At 74.9% G+C, this 15,531-nt stretch carries 16 protein-coding genes; 8 read left to right on the forward strand and 8 right to left on the reverse strand.

Translation table 11 applies throughout. From position 1 onward, the window contains the following. Positions 1–193 precede the first annotated feature (193 nt). Positions 194–961 carry a rhomboid-like protein gene (locus tag ACIQWA_RS09010; protein ID WP_402480118.1) on the reverse strand — a complete coding sequence of 256 codons (768 nt, stop codon included), beginning with the start codon at positions 959–961 and terminating at the stop codon, positions 194–196. A 245-nt stretch (positions 962–1,206) separates the two neighbouring features. Between ACIQWA_RS09010 and ACIQWA_RS09015 the strand changes: the two genes are divergently transcribed. The 3 genes from ACIQWA_RS09015 (at position 1,207) to argG (ending at position 4,698) form a co-directional block, all read left to right on the forward strand. After that, positions 1,207–2,034 carry a rhomboid-like protein gene (locus ACIQWA_RS09015; protein WP_402480121.1) on the forward strand — a complete coding sequence of 276 codons (828 nt, stop codon included), beginning with the start codon at positions 1,207–1,209 and terminating at the stop codon, positions 2,032–2,034. Positions 2,035–2,131: 97 nt separating this feature from the next. Beyond that, positions 2,132–2,965, forward strand: coding sequence for an SAM-dependent methyltransferase (locus ACIQWA_RS09020; RefSeq protein WP_402480122.1), 834 nt, complete (start codon positions 2,132–2,134; stop codon positions 2,963–2,965). A 320-nt stretch (positions 2,966–3,285) separates the two neighbouring features. Continuing rightward, complete coding sequence (gene argG, locus ACIQWA_RS09025; protein ID WP_402480125.1) at positions 3,286–4,698, forward strand: argininosuccinate synthase; 1,413 nt, start codon at positions 3,286–3,288, stop codon at positions 4,696–4,698. A gap of 152 nt (positions 4,699–4,850) precedes the next feature. Here the strand turns inward: argG and ACIQWA_RS09030 are convergent, their stop codons facing one another. The 3 genes from ACIQWA_RS09030 to ACIQWA_RS09040 form a co-directional block, all read right to left on the reverse strand. Further along, the gene (locus ACIQWA_RS09030; RefSeq protein WP_402480128.1) at positions 4,851–5,573 is read right to left on the reverse strand and encodes a hypothetical protein; all 723 of its coding nucleotides are present in this window, start codon (positions 5,571–5,573) and stop codon (positions 4,851–4,853) included. Then, the gene (locus tag ACIQWA_RS09035; RefSeq protein ID WP_402480131.1) at positions 5,570–6,139 is read right to left on the reverse strand and encodes an RNA polymerase sigma factor; all 570 of its coding nucleotides are present in this window, start codon (positions 6,137–6,139) and stop codon (positions 5,570–5,572) included. The genes ACIQWA_RS09030 and ACIQWA_RS09035 overlap by 4 nt, the downstream gene beginning before the upstream one ends. Positions 6,140–6,463: 324 nt before the next feature. After that, the gene (locus tag ACIQWA_RS09040) at positions 6,464–6,940 is read right to left on the reverse strand and encodes a MarR family winged helix-turn-helix transcriptional regulator (RefSeq protein WP_402480134.1); all 477 of its coding nucleotides are present in this window, start codon (positions 6,938–6,940) and stop codon (positions 6,464–6,466) included. Positions 6,941–7,124: 184 nt separating this feature from the next. Here ACIQWA_RS09040 and ACIQWA_RS09045 point away from each other — a divergent pair, with 184 nt between their 5' ends. After that, the gene (locus ACIQWA_RS09045) at positions 7,125–7,535 is read left to right on the forward strand and encodes an organic hydroperoxide resistance protein (RefSeq protein WP_360245460.1); all 411 of its coding nucleotides are present in this window, start codon (positions 7,125–7,127) and stop codon (positions 7,533–7,535) included. Positions 7,536–7,734: 199 nt separating this feature from the next. Here the strand turns inward: ACIQWA_RS09045 and ACIQWA_RS09050 are convergent, their stop codons facing one another. Continuing rightward, complete coding sequence (locus tag ACIQWA_RS09050; RefSeq protein ID WP_402480137.1) at positions 7,735–8,109, reverse strand: SHOCT domain-containing protein; 375 nt, start codon at positions 8,107–8,109, stop codon at positions 7,735–7,737. A gap of 209 nt (positions 8,110–8,318) precedes the next feature. Between ACIQWA_RS09050 and ACIQWA_RS09055 the strand changes: the two genes are divergently transcribed. Then, positions 8,319–8,690 carry a hypothetical protein gene (locus tag ACIQWA_RS09055; RefSeq protein WP_360245454.1) on the forward strand — a complete coding sequence of 124 codons (372 nt, stop codon included), beginning with the start codon at positions 8,319–8,321 and terminating at the stop codon, positions 8,688–8,690. Positions 8,691–8,807: 117 nt separating this feature from the next. Here ACIQWA_RS09055 and ACIQWA_RS09060 read toward each other — a convergent pair whose 3' ends face one another. Then, positions 8,808–9,458, reverse strand: a complete 651-nt coding sequence (locus ACIQWA_RS09060; protein WP_360245451.1) for a beta-glucanase — start codon at positions 9,456–9,458, stop codon at positions 8,808–8,810. A 145-nt stretch (positions 9,459–9,603) separates the two neighbouring features. Beyond that, complete coding sequence (locus tag ACIQWA_RS09065; RefSeq protein ID WP_360245448.1) at positions 9,604–10,233, reverse strand: CBS domain-containing protein; 630 nt, start codon at positions 10,231–10,233, stop codon at positions 9,604–9,606. 382 nt (positions 10,234–10,615) lie between these two features. Between ACIQWA_RS09065 and ACIQWA_RS09070 the strand changes: the two genes are divergently transcribed. Then, entirely contained in the window at positions 10,616–12,589 is a 1,974-nt protein-coding gene (locus ACIQWA_RS09070) for a hypothetical protein (protein ID WP_402480140.1), read from the forward strand. Here the strand turns inward: ACIQWA_RS09070 and ACIQWA_RS09075 are convergent. Next, positions 12,573–13,784 carry an FAD-dependent monooxygenase gene (locus ACIQWA_RS09075; protein ID WP_402480143.1) on the reverse strand — a complete coding sequence of 404 codons (1,212 nt, stop codon included), beginning with the start codon at positions 13,782–13,784 and terminating at the stop codon, positions 12,573–12,575. The two genes, ACIQWA_RS09070 and ACIQWA_RS09075, sit on opposite strands and share 17 nt — an antisense overlap. 112 nt (positions 13,785–13,896) lie before the next feature. On the opposite strand from ACIQWA_RS09075, the gene ACIQWA_RS09080 reads away from it, so the two are divergent. After that, positions 13,897–14,658: a TetR/AcrR family transcriptional regulator gene (locus ACIQWA_RS09080; RefSeq protein WP_402480145.1), complete on the forward strand. Its 762-nt coding sequence runs from the start codon at positions 13,897–13,899 to the stop codon at positions 14,656–14,658. An 11-nt stretch (positions 14,659–14,669) separates the two neighbouring features. Continuing rightward, entirely contained in the window at positions 14,670–15,488 is an 819-nt protein-coding gene (locus ACIQWA_RS09085) for a HEAT repeat domain-containing protein (RefSeq protein ID WP_402480148.1), read from the forward strand. The last annotated feature ends 43 nt before the right edge of the window (positions 15,489–15,531 follow it).

Genomic DNA, 15,531 nt, shown 5'->3' on the forward strand with positions numbered 1-15,531 from the left:
CCGGCCGCGCGGTCGCGCGACCCCGGCTGAACAGGGGGTAAGCCTGTCCGGTGCACCCGCCCGGGGGAAGGCCCGAACGGTAAGAGATGGTTAAGACCCTTACCGTTTCGAACAGTTGGCATTCACCGAATGCCGGGATGCCCGACTGCCGGGATGCCCCGATGCCCGAGCGCCTCGGGTCCGGCGGCCTCGCTCACCGCCCGCGCACCCGCCACCCGCGCACCCGCCACCCGCGCAGCCGCCACCCCCGCGCCCACCCCTGCGCCCGCCGCCACGACTCCCGCACCACGGCGGCCGGATCGAAGGACCCGGGCCGGTCCCGGGTGATCGGATAGCAGGCGAGTCCGATCAGCGCCGCGCTGAGGTGGCCGATGCTGGTGTAGTCCCGGCTCTGGTGGACGCCGTAGACGTACACGGCGAGCACGCCCACCACGTAGAGGTACCGCCAGGGCCGCACGATCAGGTAGCTGAGCACCCCGACCACCCCTGCCAGCGCGTAGCTCACGCCGTAGTCGAGCGTGTAGACGGCCTTCGGCGCCGCCAGGCCGCGGTGGATCGCCCAGCCGAGCACCCCCTCGCTGAGGTAGGTCGCCCCGACGTGCGCCAGCACCGCCACCGACAGCCAGCGCAGCGTGCCCAGCCAGCGCTCGGCGGGCACGTGGAAGAGGTTGTACAGCGCGAAGTAGCTCAGCCAGCCGCCGCCCGCGATCCACATCGCGCTGGTCAGCAGCACCCGACCGGGTGAGACCTGGAGGTGGTGCAGATTGGTCGAACGCCGCTGCAGGATCCGGTCGGCGGTCACCGGGTCGACGTGCCGGATCACCTCGGTGGTGACCAGCAGGATCGCCAGCCAGATGTAGGTGCCGGGGGCGCGCCGGACGTAGCGCCACGCCGCCCGGGCCGCGCGCGCCCACCAGGGCCCCCGGTGCACCTGCGGCACGCCGGCGGTGCTGCCGGTCATCGGCGCCTCCTCGACGGCCCCCTCCTCCTCGACGGCCCCCTCCTCACCCTGGCCCGCCCCGGCCGCCGCCCGCCGCCGCGACGGCCCGTTCGGGTGACCGGCCCGACACCGTCCGCGCCCGGCCGCCGCCCGGGAAACCGTCGCCGGGGCGGCCCCGCCCGACTGCCGTAGGCTGGCTCTCCGGCCGCCCACGGGGCCGCCGGGCACCGGACACCGGACACCGCACGCAAAGGGCGCCAGGCACGATGAGGGACCGCCTCGGAACGACGAAGCCGACCGACACCGCCACCTCCCGGACGTCTGCCCCCAGAACACCCACCGACAGAACACCCACCGACAGAGCACCCACCGTCGGGACGGCCACCGACAGAACGGCCACCGGCGGCCGGGCCGCACTCGCGGCGACCGCCCGCACCGCCGCCCTCCGGCTGCGCCTCACCTCCGTCTACGTCGTCCTGCTGACCGTCACCGCCGCCTGGCTCGCCACCCAGGGCCACGCCGAGCGGGCCCGGTTCATCCGGCACAACAGCAGCAACGTCCACCACATGGAGGTGGGCAAGTGGTGGACGATGTTCACCAGCGGCCTGGTGGTCGACGGGGTCCCGGCCTGGGCCGGCATCGCCGCCGTCGCGATCGCCCTGGGCCTGGCCGAGTGGCGCTGGGGCCCGGCCCGCGCGGGCGCGGTGTTCGTCTTCGGGCACCTGGGCGCCACCCTACTCACCGAGGGCGCCATGTGGGTGATGCTGACCGCCCGGATCCCGGGGGCGCTCTCCCGCGCGCGGGACGTCGGGATCAGCTACGGGCTGGTCGCCACCATCGGCTGCCTGCTCGCCCTGGGCCCGCGCGCGCTGCGCCGGTACGGCCTGCCGCTCCTCGCCCTGGTACTGGCCGTCGCCTGGGCGGCGGACCAGCAGCTGGCCGACGCGGGCCACCTGGTGGCCCTGGCCCTCGGCGTCCTCGCCGCCCGCACCCCCTGGCTCCGCACCCGCGTCCGCGCCCGGGCGGGCAACCGCCCCACCGCCCGTGCCCGCAGCTCCGCCTGGTCTCCCGGTGAACCGGACCAGGGCCCCTGATCGTCCTTCCCAGTGGGCCGGGTACGATGCAGAACCGATCAACCGGCTGGCTGCCAGCTTCTGGTGACCGTTGATCAGGCCAAACGGAGGGGACCCGATGCCCGAGTTCGACAACGCCACGAGCCCTGCGGACGTGACCGATCCGGCGGGCTTCGTCGACCCGGTGATGCTCCAGACCCACCGGCCCCACCCGGCCCGGATCTACGACTACTGGCTGGGCGGCAAGGACAACTTCCCGCCCGACCGGGCCGCCGCCGAGCACGCGATAGCCGCCGCGCCCGACGTCCCGCAGGCCGCCCGGGAGAACCGTGCCTTCCTGCGTCGCGCCGTCCGGCTCTGCGTCGAGGCCGGTGTCCGCCAGTTCATCGACATCGGCTCCGGCCTGCCCGCCCAGGGCAATGTGCACGAGGTCGCGCAGGAGCTGGCCCCGGAGTCCCGGGTGGTCTACATCGACAACGACCCGATCGTGCTCGCCCACGGCCGGGCGCTGCTCGCCAGCAACCACTCCACCACCGTGCTCACCGGCGATCTGCGCGACCTCGACGAGCTGCTCGACCGGCCCGCGCTGCGCGAGCTGATCGACCTCTCCCAGCCGGTCGCCGTCCTGCTGATGGCCGTCCTGCACTTCGTCGACGACGACCAGGCCGCCGCGGCGGTCAAGGCCGTCCACGATCGCGTCGCCCCGGGGAGCTTCCTACTGCTCTCGCACAGCACTGCCGAGGGCAATCCGCAGCGGGCCGCCGAGGTCGTGAAGACCTGGGACGACACCGATTCGCGGATCCGGCTCCGGGGCCGGGCCGAGGTGGAGGCCTTCCTCACCGGCTGGGAGCCGCTGGAACCGGGCGTGGACTTCGTCCCGCTCTGGCGCCCGGACGGGCCGACCGCGGACTCGACCCGCTGGATGTACGCGGGCGTGGGCCGCAAGGCCTGACCCCCGCCTCCCCCGGACCACCGCAGGGCCGGACTCCCCCGGGAGTCCGGCCCTGCGCCGTCCCGTCGTCCTCCCCTCCGCACCCCGAGGCCGCGCCTCCCGCCGCACCCGCCAAACACCGGTTCGCCCAAGGGAGTTGAGGTCGGCCCCGACCGCCGGGAGTCGCCCTCCGGAGCTGCCGCCCCGGTCGACGCGTCCGTATGCTCTTGCGGTACTCTGCAAATCTATGCCAGAGTGCGGGCATCGGATCAATCAGGCCGAATCCCCTCACACGTCGCTAAATCAGGAGCCCGCACCGCGGGTGGGTCAAGGGTGCATGCATGTCGAAGGTCTTGAGCAAGCTGCCGGTCGGTGAACGGATCGGCATCGCATTCTCGGGTGGGTTGGACACCTCCGTCGCGGTCGCGTGGATGCGCGAGCACGGTGCCGTCCCCTACGCCTACACGGCCGACATCGGCCAGTACGACGAGCCGAACCTCGCCGACGTCCCGGCCCGTGGCCGCGCCTACGGCGCCGAGCAGGCCCGCCTGATCGACTGCCGGGCCCCGCTGGTCGAGGAGGGTCTGGCCGCCCTGGCCTGCGGCGCCTTCCACATCCGCTCCGCCGGGCAGACCTACTTCAACACCACTCCGCTCGGCCGCGCCGTGACCGGCACCCTGCTGGTCCGGGCCATGCAGGAGGACGGCGTCTCGATCTGGGGCGACGGTTCCACCTACAAGGGCAACGACATCGAGCGGTTCTACCGCTACGGCCTGCTCGCCAACCCCAACCTGCGGATCTACAAGCCGTGGCTGGACCAGGACTTCGTCGACCAGCTCGGCGGCCGCAAGGAGATGTCCGAGTGGCTGGCCGAGCGCGACCTCCCGTACCGGGACTCCGCCGAGAAGGCCTACTCCACCGACGCCAACATCTGGGGCGCCACCCACGAGGCCAAGCGGCTGGAGTACCTGGACACCTCGATGGAGATCGTCGCCCCGATCATGGGCGTGGCCTTCTGGGACCCGGCCGTCGAGATCCGGACCGAGGACGTCACGGTCGAGTTCGAGTTCGGTCGGCCGGTCCGGATCAACGGCCGTGAGTTCGACTCCGCCGTCGCGCTGGTGCACGAGGCCAACCTGATCGGCGGCCGGCACGGTCTCGGCATGTCGGACCAGATCGAGAACCGGATCATCGAGGCCAAGAGCCGCGGCATCTACGAGGCCCCCGGCATGGCGCTGCTGCACATCGCCTACGAGCGCCTCCTGAACGCGATCCACAACGAGGACACCCTCGCCACGTACCACAGCCAGGGCCGGCGCCTCGGCCGACTGATGTACGAGGGCCGCTGGTTCGACCCGCAGTCGCTGATGCTGCGGGACAGCCTGCAGAAGTGGGTCGGCCAGGCCGTCAGCGGCAGCGTCACGCTGCGGCTGCGGCGGGGCCAGGACTACTCGGTGATCGACACCCAGGGCCCGAACTTCAGCTACCACCCGGAGAAGCTGTCGATGGAGCGCAGCGTCGACGCCGCCTTCGTCCCGGACGACCGGATCGGCCAGCTGACCATGCGCAACCTGGACATCGCCGACTCCCGCAGCAAGCTGGAGCAGTACGCGGGTCATGGCCAGCTGGCGCCGTGGACCGGCCTGATCGGCGAGCTCACGCCGGGCGGCGCGGCGCCGATCGCGGCGGGCACCGGCGACGAGGCCGAGTCCACCGCGCTGGACCACGCGGCGATCGAGTCCGGCACCGACTGACCTACGGGCACTCGGCCGACGGGTACCGGAACGACGGGTACCGGAACGGCAACGCGCCGAAAAACGGCCGGGGCCGCCGCACCACACCGGTGCGGCGGCCCCGGCCGTTCCCGCACCTCCCCCTCCCCCACCACCCCCGAGACCGACACCCCTCAGCGGATCCGCACCGCCCCCCGCCCGCGCACCGGGTGGGCGCCCAGCGGACCGGCCCCGGTCACCGCCCCGGCCGCCGCCCCGGGCGCCGTCGGCGGCGCCGCCACGGTGTCCCGCAGGGTCAGCAGGATCTCCCCGTCGTACCGCTCCGCCAGCAGCCGGGTGAGCTCGGCGGCGCAGCCCGGCCGTACCGCCGGGGCGAGCTCCGGCAGCCGCCCCGGGTCGCTGAGGTCCTCGGCCTCGGCGGCCCAGCGCGCCGCGTCGCCCCGCTCGCCCTCGGCGGCGTAGTGGACGGCCAGGCAGTGGACGGCCAGCTGGTCGCGGTACTGGGCGGCGATCCGCCACCAGAAGACCCCGTCCGCCGTGCGGCCCATGCCGTAGAGCAGGCAGCCGAGGGTGCGGAAGGCGGCCTTCTCGGCGAGTTCGAGGTCCAGGGCCAGTTCGCCGGGCTCGACCGCGCCCGCCACCCCCGCGCACAGGTGGCGCAGGTCCCGCCGCAGTTCGGCCCGCCCACCGGAGCGGAGGTGGTCCCCGGCGGCCCCGGCGTGCGGCGGCCGGGCGACGGCGGGGGGCCGGGCGGGGCGCTCGCGACCGGTCGGGGCGGGCCGGCGGGCGGCGGCCAGCCGTTCGGCCAGCCGGCGGGTGAAGGCCACCGGGTCGTGGTCGCGGAACTCCTCGTCCAGCTCGGCGGCGTGTGCGCGCAGCAGCTCGATGACCCTCATGTCGCCTGCCCGTCGTCCGGGTGTTCCAGCAGGTACTCCAGGTGGCGCCGCCCGAGGCTGTAGTAGGTGCGGGCGGTGGTGTGGGCGATGCCGAGCGCCCGGCCGATGTCGTGGTAGGAGGTGCCCGCCTGGCGCAGCCGGACCACGTCGGCCTGGACGGGCGCGGCGCGCGCGAGGGCGTCCATCGCCCAGTCCAGCGCGTCCAGTTCGGCGAGCTCCTCCAGTTCGTCCTGGCTGGTGTCGGGGCGGCGCTGGGCGATCACCCGGAGCCGCTTGCGCTCGGCCCGGCCGCGTTCGCGCAGGACGTCGACCACCGCGTCCTTGACGATCTTGAAGGCGAAGGCCTGCGGGTCGGCGCTGGCCAGGGCCCGGCGCCAGTTCCGGTAGAGCGTGGTGCCGGCGTTCTGCACGGCGTCCTGGGCGTCCTCGCGGTGGCGCAGGCGCTGCTGGGCGTAGCGGAGGTAGCCGGTGTTCTCGCGGGTGAAGAACGCCTCGAAGTCGTTCGGCAGGTCGTCGAGCGGGTCCGCCCGAAGGCCCCGCTCCTCCCCCGGCCCGGGAGTGTTCACACGCGCCCCCTTCTCCTGGGTCAGCTGGCCGGCCCACCGGTTGGCACGCCGACGGCCCGTTTCGGGGCTCGTGGTGTAACCGTCCGGGAGGGGCGGGTTGTCGACCGGATCGGGCGGACAATTGGGAACAATTCTGTTCACTTTCGAACAAGGCCGCTGACCTGCCCGTTCACGGGCGCGAACGGGCGCCCGCGCACCCCCGAGTGACCCAGATCACACTCGTCCGGACAGCGGCTTGACAAGCCCCGCAACCACCCCGCCGCCGAGGGCGACCACCCCGGCCCAACAGCCCCGCCCCGACGAACCCGCCCCGACGGCCCCGCCCTACGGCGCCGGCTGTACGTCCGCCGAGTCCAGCGCGACGGTCACCCGCTCCAGCAGCAGCCGCAGCGCGGCCAGGTCCTCGACCGGCAGCCCGGTCGCCGTGAGCAGCCGGCGCGGCACCTGTCCGGCCCGCTCGCGCAGCGCCGACCCCTCGGCGGTGAGGCTGACGGTCACCGACCGCTCGTCCTCCGGGCTGCGCTCACGGCGCACCAGTCCGGCCGCCTCCAGGCGCTTGAGCAGCGGGGAGAGGGTGCCGGAGTCGAGCCGCAGGCGCTCGCCGATCCGCTTGACGGGCAGGTCGCCGTCCTCCCAGAGCACCAGCAGGACCAGGTACTGCGGGTAGGTGAGCCCGAGGTCCCGGAGCAGGACCCGGTAGACGCCGCCGAAGGCGCGGGAGGCGGCGTTGAGCGAGAAGCAGATCTGCTGGTCGAGGCGGAGCAGTTCCTCGTCCGCCATGCCGGGAGGGAGCGTGGTCATGCCCCCATGGTACCGATCGCCGTTGCGCCATCTAGTTGTGCACAACTGAATTGCGTGCTCTACTTATGGAGCAGTCGGCAGCCGGACCTCCACGGAGGACCGGCCGGCCGCCGGAACAGGACGACTCCGCCCGCCCCCGCGCACCGCGACACACCACGGACCGCGCACCACGAAGGGACCAACCATGGACGCGCTCTACACCGCCGCCGCCACCGCCAACGGCCGCGAGGGCCGCGCCGTCAGCTCGGACGGCCAGCTGGACCTCGCCCTCGCGATGCCGCCCGCGCTCGGCGGCAGCGGCCAGGGCACCAACCCCGAGCAGCTGTTCGCCGCCGGCTACGCCGCCTGCTTCGCCAGCGCCCTCGGCCTGGTCGGCCGGCAGGCCCGGGTGGACACCAGCGAGGTCTCGGTGACCGCCGAGGTGTCCATCGGCAAGGACGGCGCGGGCTTCGGGCTGGCCGTCGTGCTGCGCGTCGAGCTGCCCGAGGCGCTCGCGGGCGAGGGCGGCGAGCTGCTGGTCAAGCAGGCCCACGAGGTCTGCCCGTACTCCCGCGCCACCCGGGGCAACATCCCGGTCGAGCTGGTCGTCGAGTAACACCCGCTCCCCTGGCAGGCTCCGGACGGGGCCCAACGATCCGCCCGGAACCTGCCCGCCCCGCCCGGCGACGAGGCCCGCCGCACCTCACGTGCGGCGGGCCTCAGCCGCTCCCCCGCCCCCTGCCCCCGGACACCCCCGGTCCCTGCCCCGATCCGGCACCCGGCCAGTCCGGCACCCCGGTCAGTCCGGCACCCGGTCAGCTGCCGGGAGGTCCGACCGGGCCGTTCGTGCCGCCCGGCCCGCCGGGGCCGCCCGGCGAGCGCAGCGTGTCCAAGCGGTGCCGGTACTCCTCCGCGTCGATCTCACCCCGTGCGAAGCGCTCCGCGAGCACCTGCTCCGGGGTCGGGCCGTGCCCCCAGCCGTACGGTCCGCCGGAACCGGGGCCCGCGACCCCCGCCCCGCCCGGTCCGTGCGGGAGCGACTGCCGCGAGCGGGAGATGTAGCGGAACAGGGCGACGGCCAGCAGCACCAGCACCGCCAGGACGAGCAGCGAGACGATCGCCATCAGGGCGATGCCCCAGCCGCCCGGTCCGTGGCCGGGCCCGTAGCCGTGCCAATGCCAGTGCCTCATCAGGTCCTCCTCCTCCGACCCTGCGGGCCCGTCGAGGTGATCGACGCCGTGACCACCGGGGCGTCGTACGGCCTGAGCTGCCGCGCTGCCCGGGGTGACCAGCGCCTTACCACCATCGTGCGCCCGCGACGGGTCAAAGCGTCGTGAAGAAAGCCTGAGAAAACGTTCCTGCGGAACCGGCCCCGCGCACGGGGGTAGCGTTTCCGTCCATGAACCACCATCCGCCCGACGACCACCGCTCTCCCGAGCAGCTGGTCGCGGCCGGGCTGCTCCGCCGCAACACCGACGGGCACCCCCACCCGGCGCTCAACCACTCGCCGATCACCTACGTCGCCACCGCGCTCTGGGCCGAGCTCGCCGCCCTGGCGATCGCCCCCACCGCCACCGAGGCCACCGCCGCCGCCCTGCTCCGCGCCCTCGCCGACCGGGCCGTGGACGCCGCCCTGGCCCCCGGCAACGAACGCGCGCCGCGTGACGACCTCTACGTCACCGACCCCGCGCACATCGGCACCCGCCGCCGCGCGGTCTGGTTCCAGCGCTCCGGACCGGGCGGCCCGATCACCGCCGGCTTCGCACCGTAGCGGCGGCGCGGTGGCGCGGCGGACGGCACCGGCGCTCCGAAGGGCACGAGCGCCCCGGACGGCCTGCGCGCTCCCGCCGGCCCGAGCGCTCCCGCCCGCCCGAACGCTCCGCACCGCTCAGCGTTCCACCGTCAGGCTCTCGCAGACCCAGCTCAGCCGGTCCGGCCCGTCGAACGGCGGCCGGGCGTGGTACGTCCCGTCCGCCACCGACATGTTGACGATCAGGTAGGCGTGCCAGCCGGACCCGACCCCGTGCAGGTCCGCGTAGACCAGCTCCTCCTCGACGTACCAGTCCACCGAGTGCGCGCCGAGCACCACCCGCAGGCCGATGCTCGCCCCCGGGCCGACCCCGACGCCGCCGCCGTGCCAGTAACGGAAGCCGCCCCGCACGTGGTTGGAGATCTCCAGCAGGTCCGGGTTGTCCGGGTGGTACTCGAAGAGGTCGACCTCGTTGCCGCCGTCCCGCCAGGTCCAGATCGCCGGCCAGGCGCCCAGCTGGACGGGCAGCGTCACCTGCGCCGACAGGACGTCCCCGGTGCGGACCTGGAAGCCCTCCGGACTGCCCTCGGTGGTCAGCAGGTTGCACGTCCACAGCCCGCCGGTGCGCCGCCGCACAGCGGTGAACCGCCCACCGGGGCAGTAGTCGTGGCTCAGGTAGTCGAGCTTGTGGTCGCTCCGGTTGGTCGGCCCCATCCGGGGGTATGCGCTGCTGCGCCCGGCGACCCACTGCCCGGTCGAAGTGAAGTCCGCGTCGAACACGACCGCCACGGCCGCCTCCCCAGTGCTCCGTCGCCCCGGCAGTCCGAACCGCCGGGCACACAGAGTGAGTTACCCGATACGCTCCGCAGTATGCGAAGCAAATCGTCGGGTGTTGCACCGGGTCACCGCTCCGGCTGGGACCCGCCGGTCACGGTCAGCCGACCGACGCGGTGGCGCCCCCGGCCCGGAGCCGGTCGGTCACCGAGACCACCCCGTCCACCGAGCGGCACAGGTTCAGCACGATCGGCACCAGGTGTGCCTCGGGCACGGTGCCGCTGAGCACCACCCGCCCCTGGTCGACCTCCACCCCGATCTCCGCCGGGCTCACCCCGTCGATCCGCCCGAGCACCTCCTCGACGATCTCCCGCCGGATCACCCGGTCCTCGCGCAGGAACACCCGCAGCAGGTCGCCGCGGCTCACCATGCCGATGACCCGCCCCTCCTCGTCCAGCACCGGCAGCCGCTTGAGCCCGTGCCGGCTCATCTGCCGAGCCGCCGCGACCACGCTGGTGCCGGGCGTGGTGCAGACCGGCTGCGCGGTCATCAGCTCCGCCGCCGTGAGCTCGCCGCCCGGCCCGGCCTTCGCCGACTCGGGCGCGGGCAGCAGGCTGCCCGGGTCCTCCTGCGCCGCCAGCGTGCGCAGCAGGTCAGCCTCCGACACCAGACCCAGCGGCCGCCCGTCCGGGTCCACCACCGGAACCCCGGTGATGTCGTAGTCGGTCAGCAGCGCGACGATCTCCCGGAAGCCGGTCTCGGGCGCGATCCGGACCACGGGGCTGGTCATCACAGATTCGACGGTGGCATGCCGCACGCCGGTTCACCTCGTCCAACAATGCTGGTCCGATCGGGCGCGGATCGTCCCGGCCGGTACCGGCAGCATGGCCCCCGGCCGCGCGGAGCGCCAGGGGCCAAGGGGCCGAACGGGTGGGACCAAGGGCCCTGACCTGCGAACACGCCTCCAACACGGGAAACTGCCCGGCCACCCCGGAGCACCGGAGCCGACCGGCCGGCCCGGTCCGACGATCCACCCGACCCGACGATCCGACGGGTCGAACGGGTCGGACGGCGCGCGGCAACCCGCCGCACACCCCGAACGGCGCAACCATCACATGATCGAGTCGTTGGACCGTCCACCACGACAGCACGATCGGCACCGGGAGGGCCCGTTGGCAGCACGGACGGTGGGCGCGGAACCGGCGGCCCGGGGCGGCTGGGCACGCCCGGTGGCGGTGGCCGAGGCCGCGCTGGTGCACCACTACCGCAGGCTGGTCCGGCTCGCCTACCTCGCCCTGCCCGCCGACCGGGACCGGCACAGCCGGGTGCTCGCCGCGCACGCGGCCGTCCAGCGCGCCCTGCCGTACCGCTGGACCCGCCACACCGCCCCCGCCCCTGCCCCTGCCCCTGCCCCTGCCCCCGGTGCTGCGCCCGCCTCCGCCGACCCGGCCGACAGCGCGCCGACGACCACCGGCACCGACCCGGACCAGCTGTACGGAGCGCTGCGGCTACGGGTGCTGCGCGCCGCCCTGCGGCCGCGCCCGGCCGCGCGACTGCTGGCGCCCCGGGTCTGGGGCCTGCGGCTGTTCACCCCGCACGGCGGCGAGCAGGACGCGGCACTGGACCGCGCGCTCGCCGCCCTGGACGCCCCGGCCCGGGCCGCCTTCGCGCTGCGCGTGGTCGAGGGGCTGGACGGCCCGGAGGCACTGGAGGTGCTGCGCGCCGCCGGAGTGGAGCGGCCCACCGAGGCGCTCGCGGCGGCCGCCGAGCTCCCGGCCGGGCCCGAGGAGGAGCCGCTCGCCTTCGACCCGTGCGCCGTCCGGGTCCAGCCCACCGACCTGCTGCGCCGCCGCCGTACGCTGACCGCCGCGCTGGCGGTCGGGGTGCTCGGGCTGACCACGACGGCCGCGGTACTGGGCGGCGGTTCCGCCCCGGCGAGCAGCGCTCCGCGGTCGGCCGTCCGGCCCCCGGGCGCCGTCACCGACCCGGCCCGGCTGGTCCGGGTCGCGCCGGACGCCTGGCAGCACACCGCGCGGATCGACTTCACCGCCTGGCCCGCCCGCGGCGACCGGCGCGAGGACGCGGCCCTGCTCGGCCGGGCCCTGGCCGCCTGGGCCCAGCCGGGCCCCCGGACCCGGGCCGAGCCGGGTACGGACACCGCCCCGCCCGACACCCCACCACAGCTGCTGTACGCCGGGACGGTCGACGGCACCGGCGTGGCCGTGCTGTACGACGGCCGCCGGATCGCCCGCTGGACCGACGGGAGCGGCGGGCGTGACGGGCGTGATGGGAGCGGCGGCGGGCTGGACCTCGCCCGGGCCGACGACTCGGACCCGACCACGGCTGGCGCGGTGGTGCTGAGCCGCCGGGGCGCCGCCCTGCGCTACCTGCTGGCGCCCTGGGTGGACACCGCCGAGACCCGCCGGATCGACCAGCCCGACACCGCCGCCCGCCCGCTGGACCACCCCGACGGGGTCACCCCGGCCGCGCCGGGCGGCGGGCTCGCGGACTGCCGGGGCGCCACCGTGCTCCAGCTGCGCTCCTCCTCGGTGATCGCCGAGAAGCACACCTTCCTGCTGGCCGATCTCGGCGGCCTCGTCCCGGCCCACCTCACCTACACCCCGCCGCCGGACCGCACCCAGCCCGCCCGCTCGCCGGGCGAGTCCACCGGCCAGGACGCCCTGGCGGCCTGGGCGCGGGCCGGTTGCGCGGTGCCGGACGGCACACCGGGCGTCAAGCAGCTCAACCTGTGGGCCTTCGCGGTGCAGCCGCTGCCGCAGAACGCCGGCTCGGCCGCCTGGTACTGCCTGCGCGCCGACCGCTGGACCGGCGAGGGCAGCGCCGCCACCGCCGTGCTGCTGCCGGCCACCCGGGGCCCGCAGCGCACCGGCGGCGGGCCGGGCCGCGGGTGCAGCCGGTACGAGCAGGACACCGTCGCCTGGGCGTGGTGGCACTCCCCGCAGGGCGCGGACTACCTGCTCGCGGCAGGCAGCCGACGGGTCACCCGACTGACCGTCAAGGGCCCGGACTGGTCGGCCGACCGGCCGGCCCCGGACCACACCCTCGCGGTCGAACGGCCCGCCCGGGGCGCCGTCCAGGTCGAGGCGCTGCTCGACAACGGCAACCGGATCAGCCCGCCGCACTGAACCGCCCCGCCAACAGCGTCCCGTAGTCCGGCAGTTCGACGCTCGACACCTGCTTCCCCAGCTCCAGCATCCGGTTCAGCACCCACCGCCGGTTGAGCAGCCCGTTGCGCAGCCGCAGCCCGGCCGCGGTGCGCGGCGCCAGGAACGGGCCGGTCCGGTCCCCGCCCTTCTGGCAGCCCTGGGCGTAGTCGCGCAGCAGCCCCTCGTACCGGGCGAAGGCGGCCCGGTGGTCGCCGCGGGCCAGCGCCAGCTCGCCCGCCAGGACGTACGCGGCCACCACCGCCGTGCCGGTGCCCATCCCGCCGATGGTGGCCCCGCAGGCGGCGTCGCCGAGCAGGGCGATCCGGCCGGTGGACCAACTAGGGACGTCGGCGCGGCTGATCGAGTCGAAGTACGGCTCGGGCGCGTCGTCCAGGCTGCGCAGCAGTTCCGGGACCTTCCAGCCGAGGCCGGCGAAGGCGGCGCGGACCAGTTCCTTCTGCTGCCGGGTGTCGTGGCGGTCGTAGCGCAGTTCGGGCGAGGCGAAGAGGCAGAAGGCGCCCGCCCGGCCCGGGTCGCGCGGATCGGCGCCGACGGACATCATCCGGCCGGGGACGTTCAGGGCCGTCCCGCCGGCCGGCAGCGCGCCGCCGGCGGGCAGCTGCCAGGTGGCCGCGTAGTAGCCGAGGTGGCGGACGAACCGCTGCTCGGGCCCGAAGGCGAGCCGCCGCACGGTGGAGTGCAGCCCGTCGGCACCGATCACCAGGTCGAACTCGCGCGGCGCGGCCCGCCGGAAGGCGACCCGCACCCCGGTCGCCGTCTGCTCCAGGGCCTCGACGGAGTCGCCGAAGACGTACTCGGCGCGGGCTGCGCTGTGCCGGTACAGCACCTGGGCCAGTTCTCCGCGCGGGATCTCCAGCTCGCCGCCCGCGAACTCGGCGGGCAGGTGCAGCAGTCGGCGCCCGTCCTGGTCGACGAAGGTGATCGGGCTGCCGCCGGTGTCCAGGGCGCGCAGTTCCTCCAGCACGCCCATCCGCTCCAGCACGGTGAGGTGGGTGCGCCCGCGGAAGTCGACGTTCTGCCCGCCGCCGCGCAGCGCCGGGGCGAGTTCCACCACGGTGACGTCGAAGCCGTACCGGCTCAGCCAGTGGGCCAGGGCGGGGCCGGCGATGCTCGCGCCCGAGATCAGCACGCTGGTGCGCGTGGAGGCACTCATGGGAACCACTCCGTTCGAGGATCAGGTAACTGTGTCCATGAGACACAGTTCATTGCTGTGTACGGTAGACGCAATTAGCGCGGACGGGCAACCCCCGGGACAGGAGCAGGCGATGGGCGAGGCGGCGAACGACACGGTGCGGCTGCTCTGGGAACAGCCCCCACGGCCGACCCGCGGGCCGAAGCCGGCCCTCAGCCTGGAGCGGATCGCCGCCGCGGGCGTCGAGGTCGCGGACGCCGAAGGGCTGGGCGCCGTCTCCATGCAGAAGGTGGCCGGGCTGCTGGACTTCACCAAGATGTCGCTCTACCGGTACGTCCCCGGCAAGGCCGAACTCGTCGCGCTGATGGTCGAGTCGGCCTTCGGCGAGCCGCCCGCACCTGCGGAGCGGTCCGACTGGCGGGATCAACTCACCGCCTGGGCAAACCACTTGTCCGAGGCCATCGCCCGGCACCCGTGGCTGCTGGACGCCACCCTCGGCCCCCGGGTGCTCGGCCCGAGGGAACTCGCCTGGCTGGAACGGGTGGTGGCCGCCCTCGACGGCCACGGACTGACCGGCGCCGAGCGGATGGACGCCGCCGTCCTGCTCGCCGGACACGTACGCACCATCGCCGAACAGGCCCGCGCGGTGGGCCCGGACGGCTCCCCCGAGGCCGAACTCCTCGCCGCCCTCGGCACGGTGGTCCACCGGCACGCCGACCGCTACCCCGCCGTGGCCGCCGCGATGGCCGACCCGGACGGCCGCGACCAGGCCCTGGACTTCGGCCTGGCCCGCATCCTGGACGGGCTGGCCGCCCTGATCGACCGCCGCACCGGCCCACGACGAACCGCGTCGCCGACCGAAAACCCGTCGAGCCGGGGTCGCGCGGACAACTAACATCCGCTCCTATGGCGATGTTCGTGCACCTGACGGCCGCGGCGAACACACCGCGCATCCGCCGCGCCGGGATCCGGGCCGACAGTCGGGGCCAGGGCGGGGTGCGCGGGGTGTACTGCTTCCCCGTGCTGCCCTCCTACACCCTCACCCACCAGTGGCTGCGCGAACTCGCCCGGTTCGGGCCGAAGGGCGCGCTGTCCGCGGTGCACGTCCGGCTGGCCGACGCCCAGGAGGTGCTGGTCGGGCACTACCGCGACCGCGCCAAGGACGCCCAGCAGTGGCTGACCGCCGCCGAGGCGGTCGCCCGGGTCGCCGCCCAGCCGGACCCGCGCGGCTGGGAGGTGGTGGTGCCGCGGGCGATCGGCGCGCGCGAGGTGCACCGGATCCGGGCCGTGCCGCAGGTGGCCGGCTGGCGCTACCTCCCCGGTGCCCACGGCACCCGCCCCTGCACCTGCGTCGGCTGCCGGATCCGCGGCGAGTACGGCGGCCGTCGGCTGCGCGAACGCCACCCGCACCCGCTGGACGGGCCGCCGCCGCCCGTCCCCGTCCTGCTCGCCCGGATCGAGGCCGCGGGCGACCCCGGCGATCAGGCCGCCCTACTGGACGCCCTGCACTGGTTCGGCCTGCGCCGCCGCGGCCCGGTGGACCGCCTCGCCCGGCTGGCCGCCCACCCGGACCCGGCCGTCCGCCGCGAACTGGTGTGGGCGGTCCAGGGCTGGTCCACGCCCGGCGTCGCCGAACTGCTGGACCCGCTCGCCGAGGACCCGCACCCGGACGTCCGCGAGGCCGTCGCGGACGTCCGGGAGCTCATGGACGAGCAGGAGTCCTGAGGCCCCTGGGCCGGCTGCCCGTGGGTCCAGGGGCCTCGGTACG

It is taken from the genome of Kitasatospora sp. NPDC098652, from assembly GCF_044760155.1.
In the GTDB taxonomy this organism is placed as follows: domain Bacteria; phylum Actinomycetota; class Actinomycetes; order Streptomycetales; family Streptomycetaceae; genus Kitasatospora.